Below are 22,284 nucleotides of genomic sequence, written 5' to 3'. Positions count from 1 at the left end.
CCATAGCCGGGCGACCACATCAACCGGGAGGAGACCATGAACGGATACCATCTGCTGCTGGAGATCAGCGAAGGAATCGCCGCCATCACGATCAACAGACCGAGCGCCATGAACGCCATGACTCCCGCAACCCTGGACGAGCTGGCCGAGGCGGTCCGGCGGGTGAACGGCGCCCCCGAGGTCCGGGCCGCGATCCTGACCGGCGCCGGGACCAAGGCCTTCATGGCGGGCGCCGACATCGCCGCCATGCGGGACATGACACCGGCCCAGGCGCGGGATCTGGCCCGGCAGGCCCACCAGATCTATGCCGACATCGAACGGTCTCCCAAGACCTTCATCGCGGCGGTCAACGGCTACGCCCTGGGCGGCGGGTGCGAACTGGCCATGGCCTGCGACATCCGGCTCGCCTCGGAGAACGCGAAATTCGGCCAACCGGAGATCAACATCGGCATCATCCCCGGCTTCGGGGGCACCCAGCGGCTTCCCCGGCTGGTGGGCAAAGGGCGGGCCCTGGAGATGATCCTTACCGGCGAGATGATTGACGCCCGGGAGGCCCACCGCATCGGACTGGTGAACCGGGTGGTGACCCAGGAAGAACTGCCGGAGGAGGCCCGGCGGCTGGCCCGCGCCATTGCCGCCAAGGGCATGGTTGCCGTGGGACTCTGCAAGGAAGCGGTAAACAACGGCCTGAACATGGAACTGACCAAGGCATGCGCCTACGAGGCCGAGCTCTTTGCCCACAGCTTCTCCACGGCGGACCAGAAGGAAGGTATGAGCGCCTTTCTGGAGAAGCGCCCCGCCGTGTTTCGCGACTGCTGAACGGCTGATGGAACCTGAAGCCGGTCAAGTGAGTGCTGTTGAATGTTGATTGAACGACGAATCGCCCCGGGCTGCCCGGGGCCGGGAGGATCAATGGAAAGCGCGATTGGGAAGGCCATTCGACTGGAAACGGAACCGGTGGCAGTGCTCTTTGCCGATGAGAAGCCGGAAGGCGCCGGGCAGTTCGCCAAGGGAAGCTGGGGGTGCGTCATGTTCCTCCTGGCCGCGGCCAGCCGGGGCAAGACCGGCGCCTTCGACCGGGAGACCTATGGCTGCGTCGGTGGCGGGGTCGGCCTGGGTTTCGGCAATGCCTACGAGTCGTTTCCCGGCGGCATCCCCGGCTTCTGCCGTTTCCTCTCCACCGGCAACGCCTCGGACCCGGCCGGCAGTGCCATGGCTGAGGCCATGAAGAACGCCGGAGCCCGCAGCGAATTCGTCGAGCACTTCCTGCACGGCGAACGCTACAAGAAATCCCCGGAACTGGTGGAAAAGTTCGTGGCCGCAGCGCCCATCACCGAAGTCCCCGCCCCCTACGTGGTGATGAAGCCCCTGTCCCTGGTGGACCCGGAGCGGGAATCCCCGGTCTCGGTCACCTTCCTGGTCACCCCGGACCAGCTCTCCGCCCTGGTGGTCCTGGCCAACTACGACCGCCCCGGCTTCGAGAACGTGGCTGTCCCGTACCTGGCCGCCTGCCAGGTGGTGGGAATCATGTCGTACCGGGAGGCCCAATCCTCCGCACCCCGCTGCCTGATCGGCCTGACCGACATTTCTGCCCGCAACTACCTGAAGAGCCAGGGAGCGAGCGACAAACTAACCTTCACCATCCCCTTCGCCCGGTTCAAGGAGATGGAAGCCAACGTTGCCGGGAGCTTCCTGGAGGGGGAAACCTGGGGCTCGGTCATCGGCAGGGACTGAAAGAGGCCGGCTCGGCCAGCAGCAGCCGGTTTTTGGGCGAGATATCCCCAGGTATCTGTTGGGTAAAGACGCGGTAGCCCCGCTCCCGCAGGCCGGTCGCGCGCAGCACGTCCATGGCCAGGGGCCCGTCCAGCCACCCCTGCAGCCCGGCCAGGTCGGCCCCGGCCAGATCGTGGCAGCAGGGGAGCACCGCCACCCGCGCCCCGGCAGCCACCGCCCGCGCCAGCACCAGGTCCGTCAGCCCCCCGCAGGCATGAGCCGAGACGACCAGATCGTCACGGCCCAGTTCCACCTCCGCCAGATCCGCCTCCAGCAACCGGACGCGCCCCCGCAGGCGCGGCCACTCCGTTTCCAGGACAGCAGCCAGGCCTGCGGCGCTCGGCGGGAGGCGCCGGTCCACGGCCAGTGCGCCGGGGGAGCTGTCGTCCAGCAGCAGCATGATCCAGGCCAGCAGCCCGTGGCCACAGGCCAGGTCCACAACCCGCCCGCCTCGGAAACGCCGGCGCACCCGCCGCGCCACCTCCCACGCCTCGTACAGTTCCTTGCGCGGCAGACAGCCCGCACGACAGACCGCCCGGGCAATGCCGTCGAACAGGGTCTCCCCGGCAAAGCGGGGGATCTGCCGCTCCGTCAGCCGGTTGCGTGATGATCGATCCATAGTGTCAGCCCTTCCCCTTCCCGTCCTCGTTCGTCCCCTGTCCGCCGGGTTCGCGACCCGTGCAGTTATCGCACGGAACATTGAGAATTGGGAGCACAATTAATCCCAGTGCCCCACGGGGTCCGGGGATTCTCCCGGAGAAAAAACACCGCAAAAAAACAGGGTGCCAGTGCGGCAGGAAGCCGGCTCCACGGCTGCGGCGGCAAAGCGGGGGATACTGGCGACGCTTGGGGTTTTTTCGGAGGGAGGGTCCCCGGACCCCTTTACATTTCATTTTTCCACCCACACTCCCCACAGGGGCCGGAGACTCTTCCGGAGAAAAAAGCACCGCAAAAAAGCAGGGTACCGGCGCGGCAGGAAGCCGGCTCCACGGCTGCGGCGGCGAAGCGAGGGATACTGGCGACGCTTGGGGTTTTTTCGGAGGGAGGGTCCCCGGCCCCTTTACACCAGCAGAAACAAATATTAGCAAAGAAAAATTAACATAGAATATGAATACATCCCGTTTACGGAAATTTGTTGCAAAGTCCTCAAGTAAACGCTGTTTGACGCCGAAGAACAAAAGGACTCAACTCTGAAGGAGGTAACGGATGATGCTGCAGAACCTGAAAATCGGCACCAGACTGTACGGATTGATCGGCTTCATGTCGATCCTGTTGATCGTTATCGGCGCACTGGGGCTCAACACCGCGAGAACAGCCAACAACGGTCTGGACACGGTGTACAGGGACCGCGTGCTCCCCCTGAAGGATCTGAAAATCATTGCAGATATGTACGCGGTGAACATCGTGGACGTGTCCCACAAGGTGCGCAACGGCAATATCACCTGGACCGAGGGACGCAAGAGCGTCGAAGAGGCGAAAAAGACCATTGCGGAGAAGTTGCAGGCGTATCTGGCCACCAATCTGGCGGAAGAGGAGAAAAAACACCTCGAAGAGGCCAAGCCGCTGATCAAGGTCGCCGATGCCACGCTGGAGCGGCTGGCATCGATTCTGAGCGCCGAAGATGCCGAAGCCCTCACCGCTTTCACGGTTTCCGAGCTCTACCCGGCCATCGATCCGGTGTCGGCTAAGTTCAGCAGCCTGGTGGACGACCAGTTGAAGATCGCCAAGCAAGAATACGACCACAGCTCCGGATTGTACCGGGCAAGCCGGACCATCTCCTTGGTGGCGATCATCGTGGGAGTACTGATCGCCGGCACCGCCGGCCTGCTCATTACCCGCTCCATTACCGGCCCCCTGGCCGAAGGGGTCGAGGTGGCCAACCGGCTTGCCGCCGGCGACCTGACCGTGGAGGTCCGGGCTGGCGGCAGGGACGAGACCGGCCAGCTCATGGCCGCCATGGGGAACATGGTGACCAGCCTGCGCCACCTGATCGCCGAGGCAATCAGCATCTCCCACGGCATTGCCTCCGCCTCCAACCAGCTCCACGCCACCTCCGAGCAGATCGCCACCGGTTCGGAGGAGGTTGCCAGCCAGGTGGGTGCCGTGGCCACGGCCAGCGAGGAGATGTCGTCCACCAGCCGGGACATCGCCCAGAACTGTACCCTGGCCGCGGAAAGCTCCCGCGAAACCAGCGTCACCGCGTCCAACGGTTCCGCCGTCGTTCAGGAAACCAACAGCGGGATGGTGGTCATTGCCGAGCGGGTCAAGCAGACCGCCGGCACCGTGGATGCCCTGGGCCGCCGCTCCGAGCAGATCGGGGAGATCATCGGCACCATCGAGGACATCGCCGACCAGACCAACCTGCTGGCCCTCAACGCCGCCATCGAGGCGGCCCGCGCCGGCGAGCAGGGACGCGGCTTCGCCGTGGTGGCCGACGAGGTACGGGCCCTGGCCGAACGCACCACCAAGGCCACCAAAGAGATCAGCGGCATGATCAAGGCCATTCAGAACGAGACCAAGGCCGCCGTCCAGGCCATGGAAGAAGGGGTCGGCGAGGTTGAAAAGGGTTCCGTCACCTCCCACAAGTCGGGCCAGGCCCTGGCCGAGATCCTGGACCGGATCAACGACGTGACCATGCAGATAAACCAGATCGCCACCGCCGCCGAAGAGCAGACCGCCACCACCGGCGAGATCACCTCCAACATCCAGCAGATCTCCGACGTGGTCCAGCAGACCGCCCGGGGCGCCGAGGAGGTCTCCGCCGCCGCGGCCCAGCTGGCCCAGCAGGCCCATCAGCTCCAGAACGTGGTGGGGAACTTCAGGATCGCATGATCGCAACGGCCCGGCGGATGCGGCGGCACTCCCGCTCCGCATCCGCCGGCCTGCCTCCCGCAGCCGTCCCGGGCGGACAACCGCCCCCCTGCCCCGCCACGCTTACTCCTCCGGCAGCGAGTGGACGCCCCTTTCCGTCGCCGCCAGCGCCCCGATCAACCCGGCCAACCGCTCCCGCTGCATCATCTTCACCATCCTGCTGTCTATAGTCGCCACCTCTCGCCGTCATCGCAAAGAATTCCGCCCTGCCGAAATAACGTAGCAGACTTCAGCCTGAAACCGGGGATATTTTCCGGCCGTCGACAGGATCAGGCACTATTTCGGCAGGAACCGCTCTTGAACTCGACGCCGGTCGGGACTATCCTCATACCAGCAACCACCACGAACACACCAGATTGGAAAGGAGCAGCAGATGACAACATACGGCTTTCTCGGGCTCGGCATCATGGGAGGCCCCATGGCGGCCAACCTGGTGCGGGCTGGATTCGACGTTACCGTCTGGAACCGCAATCCCGCCAAGTGCGCCCCCCTGGTCGCCCTGGGCGCCCGGCAGGCATCGAGCCCCGCTGAGGTCTGCGCCGCCTGCGACATCACCATTGCCATGCTGGCCGACCCGGCCGCGGCGAGGGAGGTCTGCTTCGGGGCCAACGGGGTGCTGGAGGGGATCGGCGGCGGCCGCGGCTACATCGACATGTCCACGGTGGACGACGAAACCAGCACCGCCATCGGCGCGGCTGTGACCGCGCGGGGGGGACGGTTCCTGGAAGCCCCGGTCTCGGGCACCAAAAAGCCGGCCGAGGACGGCACCCTGATCATCCTGGCCGCGGGCGACCAGAGCCTCTTTACCGACGCCGGGCCGGCCTTTGCCGCACTGGGCAAGAAATGCCTCCACCTGGGCGAGGTGGGCCAGGGGGCGCGGATGAAGCTGGTGGTCAACATGATCATGGGCCAGATGATGACGGCCCTGGGCGAAGGGATGGCCCTGGGCCGGAACTGCGGCCTCGACGGCGGCCAGCTGCTGGAGGTGCTCGATGCCGGGGCAATGGCCAACCCCATGTTCAAGGGCAAGGGGCAGATGCTCCTGAGCGGTGAATTCCCGACCAGCTTCCCCCTCAAGCACATGCAGAAGGACCTGCGCCTGGCCGTCGAGCTGGGCGACCGGCTCGGCCAGCCGCTCCACGGCGCGGCCACGGCCAACGAGAGTTTCAAGCGCGCCCGCGCCGCTGGCCATGCCGACGAGGATTTCGCGGCGGTATTCCGGGTGCTGGAGTAGCGCCATTCCTGCCGGGGCAGCTCCCGGTTCGCAACGGTGAATTCGGTGCTATGCTGTAACCAGGGCACCGGACCCATGAACCACCAGCCAAGGAGGCACGCCATGTCACATCTCTTCGAACCCTTGACCATACGCAGCCTGACCCTGCCCAACCGCATCGCCGTATCCCCCATGTGCATGTATTCCAGCGAAGACGGCTTTGCCAACGACTGGCACCTGGTCCACCTGGGCAGCCGCGCGGCCGGCGGCGCCGGCCTGGTGCTGACCGAGGCCACCGCCGTCACCCCCCAGGGGCGGATCAGTCCCCGGGACCTCGGCATCTGGCGCGACGAGCACATCGAATTTCTGGCCCGCATCGTCCACTTCATCACCCAGCGCGGCAGCACCGCCGGCATTCAGCTGGCCCATGCCGGCCGCAAGGCGAGCACCCCGGCCCCGTGGGAACAGCGGACCGCCACCCTGTCCGGGGCCGAAGGAGGCTGGCCCATCGTGGCCCCCAGCCCCATCCCCTTTGACGAGGGGTGCATCGTACCGCAGGAACTGAGCACCGGGGAGATCGACGCCATCACGGCGGCCTTCGTGGACGCGGCCCGCCGCTCCCTGCTGGCCGGGTTCCAGATCGCCGAGATCCACGCGGCCCACGGCTACCTGCTGCACCAGTTCCTCTCGCCCCTCAGCAACCAGCGCACCGACCAGTACGGCGGCAGCTTCGAAAACCGCACCCGGCTGCTCCGGACCGTCGTTACCGCGGTCAGGGAAGTCTGGCCCGAGCACCTGCCGCTCTGGGTCAGGATCTCGGCCACCGACTGGGTCGACGGGGGCTGGGACATCGAGCAGTCGGTGGAACTGGTGCGCCGGCTCCTGCCGCTGGGGGTCGATCTGATCGACTGCTCGTCCGGCGGCAGCGCCCCCCATGCCCGGATTCCCCTGGGCGCCGGCTACCAGACCCAGTTTGCCGAGCGGATCAGGCGGGAGACCGGCGGCAGGACCGGGTCGGTGGGCCAGATCACGGCACCGGCCCAGGCGGACCACATCATCCGCTCCGGCCAGGCCGACCTGGTGCTGCTGGCCCGGGAGCTGCTGCGCGATCCCTACTGGCCCCTCAGGGCGGCCCGGGAGTTGGGGCATCAGTCCCCCTGGCCCGCCCAGTATGTCCGGGCCGCGCCGCACAATACACCGGCCTATCTGCCGAAGGACTGAGCCGTGAACCGCACGCGAAACTACCGCAGGGCCGGTTGCCGCCTGCCCAACAACTCAACGTGCCAACAGGCGCGCCTCGCTTCCCCGCTCGCGGGTGCCGGGCGTTCAGCCCTCCTCGCCACCTGTTGCACAAACCTGGTCCTTAGTTCGAGGTGACCCGATGAAATACCTGCCGCTCGGTTCGACCGGGCTGACCGTTTCGGAATGCGGCTTCGGCTGCATCCCCATCATCCGCCTGCCCCAGGACGAAGCGGTCCGGGTCCTCCGGCACGCCTTCGACCGGGGGATCACCTTCTTCGACACGGCCAACGCCTATCGCGACAGCGAAGAGAAGATGGGGATCGCCTTTGCCGGCATCCGCCACAAGCTGGTCATCGCCACCAAGAGCCTGCTGCGGAGCGCCGAGGGCGTAACCGGCCACGTGGAGAACAGCCTCCGGAAGCTGGGCACCGATTACCTGGACCTCTACCAGCTGCACCAGATCGCCCAGGAAAAGGACTGGGCCGAGGTCACGGGCCCGTCGGGCGCGCTGGAAGCGGCCATGGCCGCCAAGGCCGCCGGCAAGGTCAGGCACGTGGGGGTCACCTCCCATAACCTGGAGATGGCCCTCAAGCTGGTCCGCACCGGCCTGTTCGACACGATCCAGTTCCCCTTCAACCTGATCGAGGAAGGGGCCAAGGATGAACTGCTCGGCGCGGCCCGCGACGCGGGCATGGCCTTCATCTGCATGAAACCGTTCGGGGGCGGCGTGATCGACAATGCCGCCGTGGCCTTTACCTACCTCCGCAGCCACGACGGCATCTTCCCGATCCCGGGATTCGAGTCCTGCGCCCAGGTGGACGAAGTCCTTTCATTTTACGAACGCGACAACGTCGTCACCGAGCAGGACCTGGCAATCATGGAACAGTACCGCCGCGAACTGGGCAAACGGTTCTGCCGCCGCTGCGAATACTGCCAGCCCTGCCCCCAGGGGGTGATGATCACCCCGGCCATGGGCTACCCGATCGTTGCCTCGCGCATGTCGCCGGCCGTTGCGGCGGAATTCTGCAGCAAAGCCATGGAAACGGTGCCCCTCTGCACCGAATGCGGGGCATGCATCGCGCGCTGTCCGTACGAATTGCCGATCAGCGACATTCTCAAGGCGAATTATGCGATGTACCGGGGGCATGTGGCGGGGAGTCAGGGGGGATTTGCAGGTGGTAAATCTTCGTAACTGACGAATCATGGCGACAAGCTGCTGAAACAAGCCGGCTGCCGGACAAAATGCTCACTTGCGGCACCGTATGCGTTCTCGTCGGCCGGCAGGATGGTGTGTCGAGACCCCCCTGCTTCGCTTCGCTCGCCGTCCCCCCTGTTGCACAAGGGGGATTTTGCCTCCCTGCTCTCGCCGTTCGCTTCCCCCCTATGGAATAGGGGGGATTGAGGGGGGTCGCACTTCTTTTTGCAAGCTCTCGAATACGCCTTCAATGTTGTTCATGACTTCATGATTTCCGAATCGAATAACCCGCAAGCCAAGCCCTTCAAGAAAAGCCGTCCGTCCCGCATCGTACACAATCCCTTCGTCGGTGGCATGACTGGCACCGTCAATTTCGATGACCAGTTTCAGCTCGGCGCAGTAGAAATCGACAATGTAGGGACCAACAGGGCGTTGACGGCGGAAACGTAGCGGCAGGTGCTTCAAACACTGATACCACATCCGCTTTTCCGGCTCCGTCATGTTCGAGCGCATGTCCCGTGCACGCGGTATCAAAGCCTTGGTGTAGGTTTTCATGGACACCACCCCCCTGCTCTCGTCGTTCGCTTCCCCCCTATGGAATAGGGGGGATTGAGGGGGGTCATAACCGCCATTCTCTGCGATACTCGACCAGATACTTCTCCCGGCGTCAGCAACCGTTGCGTTCGGTCTTGATTCGCCGGGTATGTCCTTCACTCCTTGAGATTGCCGAGTTCATCCTTCATCAGTCTGAACGCGTCTCGCAACATCCCGGAAAAAGTCATGGGACCAGAGAGCGAGCGCCTGTTGATCCTTGACGAACGGTGCCACGTCGTTGCGTGCCTGATCGACATCAAGCCGGTCGATGCTATCGGACAGCAACTCTCTGAACGCGGCAGCAGAAAGTGGCAGATCCCCGCTCCAATGGCCGGTCTGGCGCATCCGCTGCTCGAGGTGGGCAAGATTAAGCTGCGGATGGTTGGCAGCATACCAGACGAAATCATACCAGTCGCGCCCCTTGACCCGGTTTTTCCACCTGCGGAAGAGGAGCGCATGCATCTTGCCGGCAAACAGGTCCGGGAGCGAATAGCTCCGAACGGCAAAGGGTATCGGTTGCAGCAGATAACGGGTCGAGGTGGTAAACCCGGTCGGCGGGTCCGTATCCACCTCGATCTTCACCTTCAGCACCTGGCCGGCGGCAACCTGACCGGCAAGCTCTCCACCGGTCTCGATGACCAGGAGTTCGTTACGGGTGTTGGCTTTGAGAAACGCAGACTGAACCGCCGATTCCACGGCCTTGCCGACCATCTCCACCCGGACGTTGAAGCCGAAGGCCGACAATTCCTCCTCAAGTGATGCCGTATAACGCGCAAGATTGAAATCAGGCGACGGTTCCAGCAGCGAAAAATCCAGATTCTCGGAGAACCGGTCGAGTCCGTACAGGATACGCAGAGCAGTGCCGCCGTAAAACGCGGCATGCTCGAAAAACTTCGACCGCCAGAGTCCGAGCAGCGCCACCTCCTGGATAATCTCCCGCAGAGCCCTGACCGAGTCGTCAACGCTCTTTGGTTCGTATTTGGCAAGCATGCGGGCCACGGCCTCGTGCATCATCGTCCCCCTCTTCTGTGCAGGCGGCTGATCAGATCGGCCAATAGTTTTACTCTGCGGGAGCGGTACGCACGGGCGATCTCCGCAACACGGACCGGATCGAGTTCACGGAGACCGCCGGGATCGATGCGCAGGCTGGACAGCAGGTACTCGTGCAGCTCTTTCTGGGTGGAGATGCCGGCGCCCCGGTCGGCAACGATCCGGTCGGCCAGCGCCTTTTCCGGAATGGCCACGAGGAAGGAGCGGCCATCATCCAACTCAACGCGGTCCATGCCGGTGCGAAAGGCTTCCAGCGGGATCATTCGATAGGAAAAGGTGCCGACCGGGGTAGCGAAGGTCCGTGACCGCCCGCAGGTAACCGAAGTCACCGCCTCGACCCGCTCCGGGGTCAGGCCGTGATAGTGCAAGGCGTATTCAAGAGAAATATAGGATGGGCCATAGACGAGATTGGCGAGCAGTTCCCGGCAGAAAGGCCGACGGCGCAGAGGTTCGCCGAGGATGTAGAGCCCCTTCTTGACCCGGATGATATCGCCCTTTGCCAGCATCGCGGAAATCTTCATCCGTGGCCGGGCATACCCATGAACGACATCCAGCAGGGTCTGGTAGTCAAACTCCTCATAGGGGATGCTTTTGAGCAACAGGGCGTTCGTCATGATCACCATCTCCGGTGTGATGGCAACAATATAACAATTTACAACATAGTATGTCCATTATTTTTGGACATACTATGCAACTATAAGCTATTTTTGCATGACCATTTCATCCCTCCCTTGTGATACCGATTTGCCCGTGCCATTTCTAACAGCCTCACTTTTCACGGCAAAAATGTGCTTCTAAGGCCGATAATGCGCCTTGATTATCGGAATAACTTTATAATTTCGACTTATTAGCTTGGTCCGACCCCAGCCGCGCCTCCTTCATCCGTGGCCGGGCATACCCATGAACGGCATCCAGCAGGGTCTGGTAGTCAAACTCCTCATAGGGGATGCTTTTGAGCAACAGGGCGTTCGTCATGATCACCATCTCCGGTGTGATGGCAACAATATAACAATTTACAACATAGTATGTCCATTATTTTTGGACATACTAGGCAACTATAAGCTATTTTTGCATGACTATTTCATCCCTCCCCTTGTGATACCGATTTGCCCGTGCCATTTCTAAAAGCCTCACTTTTCACGGCAAAAATGTGCTTCTAAGGCCGATAATGCGCCTTGATTATCGGAATAACTTTATAATTTCGAGCTATTAGTTTGGTCCGACCCCAGCCGCGCCTGCCAGCCGCGCCTGGTTCGACTCCGATGCAACGGAGCTGGTTTCGGAGAGCATCCTGAAGGAGGTTGCCGAGTTCTGGGAGCAATAATCTTATCAACTTGGAAGCCTGACCCGGCTTCCGTTCCCGGTATATACGAGCGTTTGCCGACAGTGGGGATACCGGACACATCCCCAGAATTTTGACCCTGGATTTTTCCCCGACTTATTTTCGCGCAGTGTCATTTTCAGGTCACACTGTGGGCACGTTGGCGTTTGATAATCCCCTTCCAATGCAATATCCAGAAGCCTTTGTTGTTTCTCCGGTGGCAATTTTCGAATAAGCTCAAGAAAATTCACGCCAGAAATTAGTTTGACCTTCCCTTTAGCAAATTCTTCCGCTTCCGCAGTAAAGGTACCGGATGTGATAACCATACCAGCCGTCGCCTTTTCGGCGGCCATGACACCATAAAGCTCGCGCACTGGCTTTACCCCAACCCGATACGAATTCCAAGCTTTGCACTGCACAATACCCTGGAAAGTATCGTTACTGGGCTTTGTGACCCTAATATCCACTCCGCCATCAGCGCCCACCTTCGTTTCATGGGCATCATATCCTGTCATCTTCAGAAATTCCCGGGTGACAATTTCAAAACGCTTCCACTCCATCATTTGAATGACAGACATGCCCCACTGCTGCGGCAATGGGACAGGTTGCGGATTCTCAATTGCTAGTTCTTCCTCACCACCAGGAAGCATATGATCGAAATCCCGGTTCATCTTTCCGGAATTACCGGATGTGGGCATTGGAACGCTAGCTTCTGTTGACACTCTTTTCCTGGAAGGTGGCGCTACATCAAGATGATTAGGGACGAAAGTACCGCTCTTTTTATTCCGATATTCATTAACGGCCGACAGCAGGGCAGCCAGAGCAAACGCAAATGGCATCACGTACTGTCCAAACATGGCCAGAGTCGTAATGAGCCCCCGTGCCACGGCGTCACCCATCTGGCCGGGGACAACCGTAGCAGGCATTACAGGCCGCATTGCCATCACGTGAAGCACGGCGTACGACACAAGTGCCAGCAGCAGGCACGCCCACCAGGGGAGCTTGGTGGCAACCAAAATCATTTCTTCCATTGGGCTAGTTCGTTGTCGTGCCATATCTCCTCACTTCTGATTCGTATCTGAATATGTTTTCGACCTTCATGACGTACGTTACAGCCGCCACGCCCGGCGATGCTCGGCCAAATACTCGCGGGCCGGGAATTTATCCGGGTCGGCCGGCGGGATGATGCCACGGCCGGAGAGGGTCTGGAGCAGGCCGGGGAAGTTGGGGTCGATGCCGATGGAGCGGGAGGTGATGACGGTGTAGTTGTCAGAGACGCCGAGCATCCCCTCGTCGAAGCCCCAGTGACAGGTTCTGCAGAGGGCCATGCCGTTGCGGATGTCGTCGTTTTGGCTTCTGCTCCACGGCACGATGTGGGCTGCCTCCACCACCGTGTGGCCGTCGGGGGTGACGATGCGGATGCCGCACAGGGCGCAGCGGTGGTCGTAGGCCGAGGTCACCACCTTGCGGAAGGCCTGGTCCCGCACCGTGGGCCGGTAGTTGTCCGCCTCGACGATCTCCTTCACCAGCGGCAGGTGGGCCTGTTCCTCCAGCAGTCGGCTGTAGTCGAACGCCTCTCGGTTGATGATCGACTGCTCCCGCAGCTGCGCCGACGCCTCGGGCGAGAAGCAGGAAAGGAGCAGCGCTTCCCGCAGTGCCTCCCGCCCCTCCCCGCTCGCCATGACCCGGAACAGCCCGTCGTCCAGCTTCGCCCCCAGGGCGTACTTGCGCAGGTAGCTGACGGAGGAGGTGTTGTTGATTACCGCATCGGTGATGTTTTTCCCCGGCTGGGGGACCAGCTCCCAGAACGGTTCGCGGGCGAGTCGGGAGAAGGGGAAGGCGATGCTGCTGGTCTGACCGAGAGGGATGATCCGCCGCCAGTAGAGGTTGAACAGCTCGTTCAGCTCCACCAGATCGCCACTGACGGCGATGAACGGCGTAGTGATGACACCGCGATGAACCAGATCCAGCACCGCCAGGAGCAGCAGCGGCTTGTGCGGCGCCTTGCGCTTGGTGGCCTCGGTCCAGACTGCGCCGGAGGCGCGGGAGAGGGAGGAGAAGAATTTGAGGGAGGTGGGGAGAAAGGTCATGGTTCTCAAAATATTATGAACTTGTAAATGGTTGCGACACGACCACTTGTTCTAAGCATGAAGCCCCACTATTAAAGATGGCCACTTAATTGCACGAAACTCCTCAAAGGCTTTTTCTCCAAAATCTGGTTCAATAAATAGTGCAAAATTAACAATTCCTTCCAGATGATTATAAAATCCATCTATTGAGACGAATCCACGTTTTTTACAGTGTTCATCTACACCATATTTAGTTGCAAAGTATATATTTTGTCTTATGTAATCCTTTAATTCTTTCTGAAGATGCACTTTCCCATTACCCAAAACAAGCCCGGTAATAATTTTTTTTGATCCAGGGGGTATGATCTTTGTTTTTCGAGCATTCTTTCTAAAACCGTAAGATGATATGATTCGACTGACTTGATTTACAAAATTTGAGGCTTTTTCCCTATCAAGATCTATAAAAGAAAAGGCGAAGTCATCTGCATATCTAGTATATCGGCAATCAGAACGGCAACTAAGGTCGTAAATTTCTTTATCAAGTTTTCGGCAGGTTAAATTGGACAAACTCGGACTAGTAGGAGCACCTTGTGGTAAATAACCAACCCTAGAATCACAGTACTCAAGGATTTCGAAGTGATGGATTCTGTTATTCCATCTTGGTCTAAAATGTCTATTGCTTTGGGTGTCTACTCTGGTACAGATTCTGGCCATTTCAAACGACAATAATTTTGGATACCCAAGTCTATGGAAGATATAATAAACTTGCAGTTCTGATATAGACTCGAAAAATCTCTGTATATCTAACTTTATTAGCCAGTTTGCACCGAGATGCTTTGAAGCATTCATTTTTATATCGGAGCCTGAAATATATGCAGCAGCACAAGAATGCACCTTTGCCCGCTTCAATATAAACTCATTAATCCATCTCTGGAGATGCATTAACTCAGGTTCAGGCACCACAATTTGGCGATACCCTCCCGACCTCTTTTTAATTGTAAAGCTTCTATATGGGTCGTATTTCCTGGACACACAGGAGTGAATGAGAGAAAAGGAAACACCTGCCATCGCACACAGGTGAGCGAGCGTGAAAATTACAGGCAAACCACTGTCTGAGAGTTTATTCCCTTGGTCAGTTAACTTGTGGAGATAACGGCAATCATACCCTTGTTTCTTTCCTTCAGCATTAAATAAAAGCGGGCTCCAGATACTCATCTACTTCAACCTCGCGAAGCGAGGACATTAATGGCGAACGTAGTAAGGCATACGAACGTAAGCGTTTGCCATTAATATCCTTGTTCATTCATGTGCTATTCCAATGGCTCGCGGAATCCGCTGCCTACTCGTACCCAACACTCAGGTTGGGCCTTCACTAGATTTTCTCTGGAGCCCCTTAAATTGATGAGGGTAGTACAATAATTGGTCGCAGACAAGCTCATATTTCCGTTTATCTGTTGCCTTAAATCGATTAAGAACTTCTTTACCAAAACTGGTAATCTCAAAATTCTTTGTTACAAGTCCCACCTGCTTCAATATCAAAATGGCTTCGTCGACCCTAGATTTCTCCAAGAGGGTACATTCATATATTCTTATAAGGCCAACACCTCTCGCCAGAAAACCCAGGACTGTTAACAGTTCAACAGTTTCCCGTTGTATTCTTCCTGATTCTAGACGATCGAGAATCTCCAGTGCTAGCCGAGGCTGATGAATATCCCATAACGAATCAGCTATTTTAAATGGAAAGGTTCCACCAAACACCTTATGAAAGGATGCTGGAATGGATCTGTTCGGAAATAAAGCCTTCCACTGTTTTCCGGGAGACCATAAGATGGAGGGTGCATTATTAGGACAAGCATGCTGAAAAATTACATTTAACATCTGGTTACCATAACCGAACTTCACTACTGACTTTGCGGTTTTTTCCCCATAGTAGTTACAAATTCTTTTCATTTCATCATTGGCAAGTGGACTGACTCTAGGCAGTGATATTGATGTAAGTATATTCTCAGGTTTAAGATATGGTATTTCATTTAATAAATACTCAATCCCGCTTCTAGATGCTGCATAACTCAAGATGTATAACTCGCAATACCTGAAAGACAACCAACTCTTATAACTTTTGTTAGCCCATTCTTGCCAAAAGCTATTAACTCGCTTCCCAGTACCTATTAAATCATCAATAAAAACTATATGTTTTACCTTCTCGGCCTTCATGCTGGCGTGCGTTGGCTCTACAGAAATGCTCCTAGGCATACTTCTTTCAAGGTTTGTGAGTAAGTAACCAATCGCATCTGCACTCTGATAAAGATGCCGATAGTCTTTTCCAGGCACTTTCTTAACCAACGCACGTTTAACTGGAAAAACCGCGGCTTTCCCATGTTTTTTAACGATAGTTTTAATGCTATTTTCAATCCCGGCACTAAACGCATTATGAGAAACTAGATTCAATGATCTTAACATCGATATAGCAATTGGGATGTCTGCTTCACTAAATTGGCTTAGCCATTCTCTTACATCAGCTATTTCGATTAAATCCATATATTTTGCCTATTAGAGTATTACTCGATGTGCTGGTCTTAAGTTAAGATCAAACATTACATAAAAAACCGATAATCATATATTTCGTTAACAATTTCCGGTGTCTGCTTCACAACATCTGCGAAAACTTGTGAATAAACGAGAGTGACTGGTAACTTTTTGTAGAGCGTATTATTGTTCCAGTCAACCTTCGTCAGCGCAAGAATGCTTGAACAGGTAGCATGCCAGCCTCCATTGCCTGAAAAACGACGCAACATGATCGGGTTCGGTAGAGGAGTAAGAGCCGCTTCCTTGAACACCGGTTGACCCGGATTTTGTTGATTCACCCCCATAACGCTACCTTGAGTCCAGAGCAAGCATTCTGATTCTGTCAGCGGTTGATACAAACCTCTATCTACTGGGTATGATGCTGGAGCTACAGGTTTATCTCCCTTTTTACCGTCAACTTTCAATCCATACCAGTTTGTGCTCTGAATAATCTGCACGAGTTCGATCTCTGTCGAACTGCTGAAAGAATCGAATGCCCCCTGTATTTCATCTTCAGTGAAGTGCGTAGTTTTGTGAATGAAAATTTTTCGTGGCATTCGTCCGTTATGGCTGCTCTGATAAAGGTGAAGGCTTTTTGAAAGAACGGATTGCATTTCCTGGTAGCTGAGATACGGGTTGCCTTTACGATCGGTAATAAATTCGCGCGTGTCGTAGGCTACAAATTCAAAGCCGGTTCCATCCGGATCAAAGACCTGGCTGCAGCACGTTGTATATTCTTGTCCTTCAGCATTTTTCTTGATGGCATAACTGAGTCCGATATAAGCTTCGTCTTTATCCCAGTCCGCCAGCTTCCACGGTATTCCGCCTGCTTTAGCATACAGGGCAACGCTGACACCCCACATGACATTGGCGCGGCATTGTCTCGTTAGCGCAGTGTCGTTGATGATTTGAATAGGCAAATTGAGCGGAGCAACTTTCGCCTTTATTCGGTCATGCAGGTCAAATCCATCATACTCAAAACACTTCTTCCAGCTGGCAGGCAAATACACTAACAGAACATCAAACGCATGTTTTTGTCGAAAAAGACCAGACATCGACTGAACAATCTTATCTGCAAGAGCGAGTCCGTTGCCATTTGCCGCAACACCATGACATTCATCCAGGGCTAAACATCTCAGATGTTCCTGCGGCATAACTAGTGGCACCTTGAAGACTTTCTCAAATCCTCCATACTCCACATAATAGTTCGTCGCTTCCTTCGGCGTAGCTGGGTTCTGCAACTCGCGTACAATGGCATCCAGCTTGCGCATATGCTCTGTGGGGGCAAGGTATGCTAGCCTAACTTGACCTGGAAGGTTAAAACAGGCGCTATAAGGCCCATACTGTGAGAGCCCACGAAGAGGATGTGTGTCTGTACGGTTGTCTTTGAAGAGAAGCAAGGGCTCTGGAATGGTTGAATGTGCCGCAAGCTGCGAAAGATTATCGGCCATATCCCACCCCCAGACTAAAGGCAGTGCGTGTTCCGATCTCGAACTCGGCTTTAAACTCTGCATCAGGGAAACAAGATATATTTACCGTACCGCCACCTCCGATTGAACCGAACAGTATTTTGATCCAGGCATCGAGGATCTGATATGAACATTGATTGAATCGATAACGTCTTCGACTTCGAATGAAATCCGTGGCCTCTTCTCGCCTATCCAATGGCTTTATCCAAATTTCCGGTTTTAGCATGATCCAGAGCTTGCCCCCTCGTTCTTCAAGACGAATCGACACGGCTTCAGCCCAACTCAATTCTTTTGCATTTGTAACGTTTCCGGTAATGTACCCAAGATCTCCTTTGAACCCCACTGCCTTTCTTAAATCCAAAAATCTGTCATCTTTTGCTGAGGCATTCGGTATAACTGCATAATGTGTTCTATGCCGGACACGGTGCAGAATGGGTTTCTCGCGCAATAACGCAGTGAGAATTGCCTCCTCAACAAAGGATTTCAAGAAAGTAGAGGCGGCAACGCTTTGAGCTATCTCATCAATATAGTATTGACCGATGGAATTGATCTCGTCATTTGAAAAAATCTTTCTGATTTCTGGCTCTCCACCCAAAAACAATACCTTTTCCGTGTACGTCAGGAGTGCTTTTGGCGATTTCTGACTTATCCTTTCCTTCAGCTCGGAGAAGGTTATAGGACTAGCCAACGTTACAACTCCGCATCGGATGGATTGAGTGACCACTGGTAGAGCGTTGGTACGCAAGGCCGGAAAGGATTTGCCGGGGCCGGGTAGTGGTATGGAAACGGGACAAACTCGGGCTGTTCGTACTTTGGCATCGATGGCAGCAGGTTTGTCTTTCACCTGTCGCCAAATCTTTGAGAGCATTTCATCAAATGTACCGGTTTCCACCAGATAGGCGCGAACACCTTTGCCTTGTGCGTAAGTGATCAAATCCTGAACGGCTGGCTCCGACTTAGAAATAGAGGGTACGGTCCAGTAGAGCCCATGCGGGAATGCATTGTTCTGATCGATTGCAGCCCGAAGCATAGTCATAACGTTTTCATCACGACCACTATAGCCTGATACAACAAGACCGAACCTGATAGCTGCAGCAAGAAAGCATTTATGTATTTCGCGATCATTGGTCTGCAGATCTGGGGTAAGATTTTTTATTTTTTGATAACGGAAGTCGCCATGAATCTTGGCGTAAATGGGAAAGGCTTCGGTATTCAATGCAGATAAGGCGGCATAGGATCCTTCAAGGTGATAAACAGACAAATGCTTGCCACTAATATCTGAGAAGGCGGTTTCTATGACATCATCAAAGTTGGTTGTGAAAACAACTTTGGTCTGGTTCATCTCAAGTAGGGCAGCAAGAACTCGGTGACCGATATTCAGAGACACCTTTCTGCTGGCAAGGGCTTCTAAAAGGTACTTTCGTTGCGCCTCGTAATCATCGCGGAAGACCAATTCAAAATAAAATGAGTATTCTTCTGGACTCCACTGTAAAGGAAATCCCTTGCTATCCATATAACTTTGGATTTTGCTTTTTATTGCATGATTATTGATGTCATGTTTTTGATAATCCTGATTTTCATGTAAGCAGTAATATCGATGTTTAAGATCCCAAATGATATCGCTAGCAGTAGGCAAACCAGCAGAACGAGACGTTCCTGCCCCTAAAAACCACATCATGTGCTGTGAATTCTGAAGGTAGTGCTGGTAAAACTCATTGTCAGTTAAGACATCCATGCTATTAGATCCCCTGTATACAAGTCTGGAAGTAGTGATTATCTTGTCAGCCCCAAGAATCACCCACCCCGCCGATTATCCTCAAACATCTCCACCGGCATCGCATACCTGAGCCGCCAGACCATCTTAATCGGCCGCTCGCTCTCATAACTCACCATATCCACCGGCCCCAGGTAAGTGAACGGCACTGTAACCCCGTTCCGCTTTTTCTTCCCACGGGCAAATACCAGAACCGTGTAGCCCCGCTCCTGATGATGAATCAGGTTCTGCCCGTCGGTGTGATGCTGGGCGGTGTTGGCCTGGGACTCCCAGTGCAGCAGCTCCCGGCTGATGGGGTAATCCGCATACATGGTGCTGGGGGAGAACTCCTTTTCCGTCTTCTGGAAGGTCACCAACAGGGCATAGGTCTTCTGCTCGGCAAAGTGCATCACCCCGACCCCGGTCTGGCCGCTGCTCTCCAGCGTCGCACGGCCAAAGGCGGCCTGAACCTCACGAATGCCATACTGGGCGTGCAACTCCAGCGGCACACGATACGGCAGCTCCGGGGCAATCCCGGCAACTTCGGTGGTATCCAACGACCAGGCCAAAATCTCGTCCAAATCGGCGCAGATGCTCGGGTTGGCGGCTAGCCGTTGGAAGGCCTCTGCCAGCGAGGCAATCCCCACCTTCTCCGCCCTATCCCCCCAGATGCGGTAATAGAGCAGCATGGCCGATGAACCGGCCAGAGCCAGCGCCTCGATCACCTGCCCGGCGGCAAGCATGGCCAGCAGTTGCCGCAGCAGCTCTGCTTCCCGTGGGCCATTGATGAAGGCCGCCCGGAGCAGGGCTTTCTTCAGCCGCGCCAGATCGGGATCGACCGGAATCGGCGCCAGTTGGGCCTTGGCTTTCCACTCGCTCCACGACTCCTTGGCCAGCAGCACCTCCGGCTCGTAATCGTGGTAGCGGATGAAGTTGCCAAAGGTCAGCTCCTGCCCGGTCTCGCTGGTAAAGGTCTGGAGCCGGTCCGGCACCTGCACCGCCAGACGGCCGAAGTTCTCCCGGATATTGTCCAGCACATACTGGCGGGAGAGGCGGTCAAGCTGGATGGCGCAGCCGGCCGGCAGATGGGGGAAATCTTGCTCCACTTCCTTGTCGATGGCGAAGCGGTGCCGGGGGAGGAGTGCTTTCAGCTTGGTGTCGATGCGGTAGCGGCGGTGGGCCTGACCGACAAAGTCGAGGACGGTGAGGCACTCCTTCTCCGGGGCATGGCGCAGGCCGCGGCCGAGCTGCTGGAGAAAGACCGTCAGGCTCTCGGTGGGGCGCAGAAAGAGGACGGTGTTGATCTCCGGCACGTCCACCCCTTCACTCAGCTTGTCCACGGTGAAGAGGAAGGTGAGCTGGCCGTTTCTCAGCCGGGCCAGGAGGTCGGCGCACTGGTCGGAGTCGATGCCGGAGACAAAGGGGGCTGACGGGATGCCGCGCTGGCTGAACTGCTCGGCCATGTACTCGGCATGGCGGATGGTGACGCAAAAACCGATCCCCTTGAGGCTCGCTACGTCCGGCTCGTAGCGCTTCAGAGCCTCAATGATCGCCGCCACCCGCTTACGGGCGTTGGCCGTATCGAGGACATAGACGTTCTCCAGAGCCGCGGCATCGTACTTGCCATTGCGCCAGAACTGATCGCCGTTGATGGCGATGGGGTCGGCAATGCCGAAGTAGTGGAAGGGGCAGAGGAGCTTCTCCTCCAGCGCTTCAGGGAGGCGGATCTCGGCGGCAAAGCGGTTGCCAAAATCGGCGGCCACGTTATCGCCGTCCATCCGTTCCGGGGTGGCGGTGAGTCCCAGCAGTATCTGCGGGGAGAAGTGGTTGAAGATGGGACGGTAGCTGCCGGCCGTGCCGTGGTGGGCTTCGTCGATGACGATGTAGTCGTAGAAGTCCGGGCCGACCTGCTCCCAGAGGCGGCGGGAGGTGAGCATACCGACGGAGCAGAAGAGGTGCTCCAGACGGGTGGCGTCATAGGGCCCGACCTGCAGTTCGCCGAAATTCTGGTCCCGCAGGATGTTGCGGAAGGTGCCGAGTGCCTGCTGGAGAATCTCCTGCCGGTGGGCCAGGAAAAGGAGCTTTGCCTGCTTCTGTTTCTGCTCATAGAAGCGCTTGAAATCAAAGGCCGCTACCACGGTCTTACCGGTGCCGGTGGCGGCGATGACCAGATTGCGCCAGCGGTCGTGGGCGCTGCGCTCCCGCTCCAGCGCTTCCAGAATCCGCTCCTGAAACGGGTGGGGGGTAAGATCGAAAAAGACCGCCGGACCGCTGATCTCCTTGTTCTTGGCGCGGGCCAGGGCGCTGCGAAACTGCTCCGGCCGGGCCGGATCGAAGGGGACGAATTCCCGGCTGTTCCAGTAAGTCTCGAACTCGACGCTGAACTTCTCCAGCACGTGAGGCATGTCCTGGGCGGTGACTTTCAGGTTCCACTCCAGCCCGCTGGTAATCGCCGCCTGGGACATGTTGGCTGAGCCGATGTAGGCGGTGGAGAAGCCGCTCTGCCGCCGGAAGTGATAGGCCTTGGCGTGGAGCCGGGTCCGCTCGGTGTCGTAGGAGACTCGGACCTGCACGTTGGGGAGACCAGCCAGCCACTCCACCGCCGGGGCATCGGACGCCCCCATGTAGGAGGTGGTGATCAGCCGCACCGGGACCTGTCGGTCACGCAGATCTTCAAAAGCCGGCATGAGGAGCCGCAGACCGGACCACTTGATGAAGGATACGAGGATATCCACCCCGTCGGCGGAGCGTAGTTCAGCCAGCAACTCATGGACAAGCTGGAGATGACCATCTGCTCCGGTAAAGAGACTGCTTTGTGCAAGAGAGGTATGGGGCCGGGGGAGCCCGGATTGGTTGTAGTTGGGCGGGGTGATTTCCAAGAGGAGCGGCTTCTGTTCCGGGATCAGACGGCGCTTTTCCAGATGCCCCCTACCCGGCTCAGCAGCCACGGAGCCAAGAATCCGGTTGCAGAGTGCGAGGCGCTTTTCCTGGTCCGACTCCTCTCGCAGCGCCTGCTCCAGTACCCGGGCGACAAAGGCGGCATAGAGGGCCGGCTGCTCCTCCTGATCGATCTTGCTGAAAACGCGTCGCAGTTCCGGCCGCAGGGCTAGGGCCTCCTGCAAAGCTTCATCGAGAAGTGCTTCGTATATGCCGTGAGCTAAACGCATTG

The 22,284-nt window shown here is 57.2% G+C and carries 18 protein-coding genes; 6 read left to right on the top strand and 12 right to left on the bottom strand.

Annotated features, from left to right (window positions below; genetic code table 11):
* Window positions 1-36 precede the first annotated feature (36 nt).
* Window positions 37-819 (top strand): enoyl-CoA hydratase-related protein, encoded by a 783-nt coding sequence (locus GS_RS06850; protein ID WP_010942026.1) that lies wholly within the window; start codon window positions 37-39, stop codon window positions 817-819.
* Between the two features lie 93 nt (window positions 820-912).
* Window positions 913-1,734, top strand: coding sequence for a DUF169 domain-containing protein (locus GS_RS06845; protein ID WP_010942025.1), 822 nt, complete (start codon window positions 913-915; stop codon window positions 1,732-1,734).
* Here the strand turns inward: GS_RS06845 and GS_RS06840 are convergent.
* Window positions 1,718-2,392, bottom strand: a complete 675-nt coding sequence (locus GS_RS06840; protein WP_010942024.1) for a methyltransferase — start codon at window positions 2,390-2,392, stop codon at window positions 1,718-1,720. The two genes, GS_RS06845 and GS_RS06840, sit on opposite strands and share 17 nt — an antisense overlap.
* A gap of 587 nt (window positions 2,393-2,979) precedes the next feature.
* Here GS_RS06840 and GS_RS06835 point away from each other — a divergent pair.
* The 4 genes from GS_RS06835 (at window position 2,980) to GS_RS06820 (ending at window position 8,291) form a co-directional block, all read left to right on the top strand.
* Window positions 2,980-4,605, top strand: coding sequence for a methyl-accepting chemotaxis protein (locus tag GS_RS06835; RefSeq protein WP_010942023.1), 1,626 nt, complete (start codon window positions 2,980-2,982; stop codon window positions 4,603-4,605).
* A 412-nt stretch (window positions 4,606-5,017) separates the two neighbouring features.
* On the top strand, window positions 5,018-5,878 hold the full coding sequence (locus GS_RS06830) for an NAD(P)-dependent oxidoreductase (protein ID WP_010942022.1): 861 nt from the start codon (window positions 5,018-5,020) through the stop codon (window positions 5,876-5,878).
* A 102-nt stretch (window positions 5,879-5,980) separates the two neighbouring features.
* Window positions 5,981-7,078, top strand: coding sequence for an NADH:flavin oxidoreductase/NADH oxidase (locus tag GS_RS06825; protein WP_010942021.1), 1,098 nt, complete (start codon window positions 5,981-5,983; stop codon window positions 7,076-7,078).
* A gap of 160 nt (window positions 7,079-7,238) precedes the next feature.
* Window positions 7,239-8,291, top strand: coding sequence for an aldo/keto reductase (locus tag GS_RS06820; RefSeq protein WP_010942020.1), 1,053 nt, complete (start codon window positions 7,239-7,241; stop codon window positions 8,289-8,291).
* 189 nt (window positions 8,292-8,480) lie between these two features.
* Here GS_RS06820 and GS_RS06815 read toward each other — a convergent pair whose 3' ends face one another.
* From GS_RS06815 to GS_RS06765, 11 genes are all read right to left on the bottom strand, one after another.
* Window positions 8,481-8,849 (bottom strand): endonuclease domain-containing protein, encoded by a 369-nt coding sequence (locus tag GS_RS06815; protein WP_010942019.1) that lies wholly within the window; start codon window positions 8,847-8,849, stop codon window positions 8,481-8,483.
* 177 nt (window positions 8,850-9,026) lie between these two features.
* Window positions 9,027-9,902, bottom strand: a complete 876-nt coding sequence (locus tag GS_RS06810) for a nucleotidyl transferase AbiEii/AbiGii toxin family protein (protein ID WP_235044995.1) — start codon at window positions 9,900-9,902, stop codon at window positions 9,027-9,029.
* Complete coding sequence (locus tag GS_RS06805; protein ID WP_010942017.1) at window positions 9,899-10,552, bottom strand: type IV toxin-antitoxin system AbiEi family antitoxin domain-containing protein; 654 nt, start codon at window positions 10,550-10,552, stop codon at window positions 9,899-9,901. The genes GS_RS06810 and GS_RS06805 overlap by 4 nt, the downstream gene beginning before the upstream one ends.
* Before the next feature lie 217 nt (window positions 10,553-10,769).
* Window positions 10,770-10,922, bottom strand: a complete 153-nt coding sequence (locus tag GS_RS06800; protein WP_235044994.1) for a hypothetical protein — start codon at window positions 10,920-10,922, stop codon at window positions 10,770-10,772.
* A gap of 345 nt (window positions 10,923-11,267) precedes the next feature.
* A complete protein-coding gene (locus tag GS_RS06795; protein WP_235044993.1) occupies window positions 11,268-12,290 on the bottom strand; it encodes a restriction endonuclease in 1,023 nt (340 codons plus the stop codon).
* 78 nt (window positions 12,291-12,368) lie between these two features.
* The gene (locus GS_RS06790) at window positions 12,369-13,349 is read right to left on the bottom strand and encodes an HNH endonuclease (protein WP_010942015.1); all 981 of its coding nucleotides are present in this window, start codon (window positions 13,347-13,349) and stop codon (window positions 12,369-12,371) included.
* A gap of 51 nt (window positions 13,350-13,400) precedes the next feature.
* On the bottom strand, window positions 13,401-14,543 hold the full coding sequence (locus tag GS_RS06785; RefSeq protein ID WP_010942014.1) for a reverse transcriptase family protein: 1,143 nt from the start codon (window positions 14,541-14,543) through the stop codon (window positions 13,401-13,403).
* 141 nt (window positions 14,544-14,684) lie between these two features.
* Complete coding sequence (locus tag GS_RS06780; RefSeq protein WP_010942013.1) at window positions 14,685-15,866, bottom strand: phosphoribosyltransferase-like protein; 1,182 nt, start codon at window positions 15,864-15,866, stop codon at window positions 14,685-14,687.
* 56 nt (window positions 15,867-15,922) lie between these two features.
* On the bottom strand, window positions 15,923-17,344 hold the full coding sequence (locus GS_RS06775; protein ID WP_010942012.1) for an argonaute/piwi family protein: 1,422 nt from the start codon (window positions 17,342-17,344) through the stop codon (window positions 15,923-15,925).
* A complete protein-coding gene (locus GS_RS06770; RefSeq protein ID WP_010942011.1) occupies window positions 17,334-19,097 on the bottom strand; it encodes an SIR2 family NAD-dependent protein deacylase in 1,764 nt (587 codons plus the stop codon). Before GS_RS06770 ends, GS_RS06775 begins: the two co-directional genes overlap by 11 nt.
* A 59-nt stretch (window positions 19,098-19,156) precedes the next feature.
* Complete coding sequence (locus GS_RS06765; RefSeq protein ID WP_010942010.1) at window positions 19,157-22,282, bottom strand: DUF3427 domain-containing protein; 3,126 nt, start codon at window positions 22,280-22,282, stop codon at window positions 19,157-19,159.
* Between the last annotated feature and the right edge of the window lie 2 nt (window positions 22,283-22,284).

The sequence above is a fragment of the Geobacter sulfurreducens PCA genome (genome assembly GCF_000007985.2).
Classification (GTDB): domain Bacteria; phylum Desulfobacterota; class Desulfuromonadia; order Geobacterales; family Geobacteraceae; genus Geobacter; species Geobacter sulfurreducens.
Note: the sequence above shows the minus strand (reverse complement) of the source record. Positions and strands in the feature narration are given on the sequence as shown.

What these genes read in the sequence shown, in the direction of transcription:
- GS_RS06850 (WP_010942026.1), top strand. Translation starts at nt 37, where the DNA reads ATGAACGGATACCATCTGCTGCTGGAGATCAGCGAAGGAATCGCCGCC.
- GS_RS06845 (WP_010942025.1), top strand. Translation starts at nt 913, where the DNA reads ATGGAAAGCGCGATTGGGAAGGCCATTCGACTGGAAACGGAACCGGTG.
- GS_RS06840 (WP_010942024.1), bottom strand. Translation starts at nt 2,392, where the DNA reads ATGGATCGATCATCACGCAACCGGCTGACGGAGCGGCAGATCCCCCGC.
- GS_RS06835 (WP_010942023.1), top strand. Translation starts at nt 2,980, where the DNA reads ATGATGCTGCAGAACCTGAAAATCGGCACCAGACTGTACGGATTGATC.
- GS_RS06830 (WP_010942022.1), top strand. Translation starts at nt 5,018, where the DNA reads ATGACAACATACGGCTTTCTCGGGCTCGGCATCATGGGAGGCCCCATG.
- GS_RS06825 (WP_010942021.1), top strand. Translation starts at nt 5,981, where the DNA reads ATGTCACATCTCTTCGAACCCTTGACCATACGCAGCCTGACCCTGCCC.
- GS_RS06820 (WP_010942020.1), top strand. Translation starts at nt 7,239, where the DNA reads ATGAAATACCTGCCGCTCGGTTCGACCGGGCTGACCGTTTCGGAATGC.
- GS_RS06815 (WP_010942019.1), bottom strand. Translation starts at nt 8,849, where the DNA reads ATGAAAACCTACACCAAGGCTTTGATACCGCGTGCACGGGACATGCGC.
- GS_RS06810 (WP_235044995.1), bottom strand. Translation starts at nt 9,902, where the DNA reads ATGATGCACGAGGCCGTGGCCCGCATGCTTGCCAAATACGAACCAAAG.
- GS_RS06805 (WP_010942017.1), bottom strand. Translation starts at nt 10,552, where the DNA reads ATGACGAACGCCCTGTTGCTCAAAAGCATCCCCTATGAGGAGTTTGAC.
- GS_RS06800 (WP_235044994.1), bottom strand. Translation starts at nt 10,922, where the DNA reads ATGGTGATCATGACGAACGCCCTGTTGCTCAAAAGCATCCCCTATGAG.
- GS_RS06795 (WP_235044993.1), bottom strand. Translation starts at nt 12,290, where the DNA reads ATGGAAGAAATGATTTTGGTTGCCACCAAGCTCCCCTGGTGGGCGTGC.
- GS_RS06790 (WP_010942015.1), bottom strand. Translation starts at nt 13,349, where the DNA reads ATGACCTTTCTCCCCACCTCCCTCAAATTCTTCTCCTCCCTCTCCCGC.
- GS_RS06785 (WP_010942014.1), bottom strand. Translation starts at nt 14,543, where the DNA reads ATGAGTATCTGGAGCCCGCTTTTATTTAATGCTGAAGGAAAGAAACAA.
- GS_RS06780 (WP_010942013.1), bottom strand. Translation starts at nt 15,866, where the DNA reads ATGGATTTAATCGAAATAGCTGATGTAAGAGAATGGCTAAGCCAATTT.
- GS_RS06775 (WP_010942012.1), bottom strand. Translation starts at nt 17,344, where the DNA reads ATGGCCGATAATCTTTCGCAGCTTGCGGCACATTCAACCATTCCAGAG.
- GS_RS06770 (WP_010942011.1), bottom strand. Translation starts at nt 19,097, where the DNA reads ATGGATGTCTTAACTGACAATGAGTTTTACCAGCACTACCTTCAGAAT.
- GS_RS06765 (WP_010942010.1), bottom strand. Translation starts at nt 22,282, where the DNA reads ATGCGTTTAGCTCACGGCATATACGAAGCACTTCTCGATGAAGCTTTG.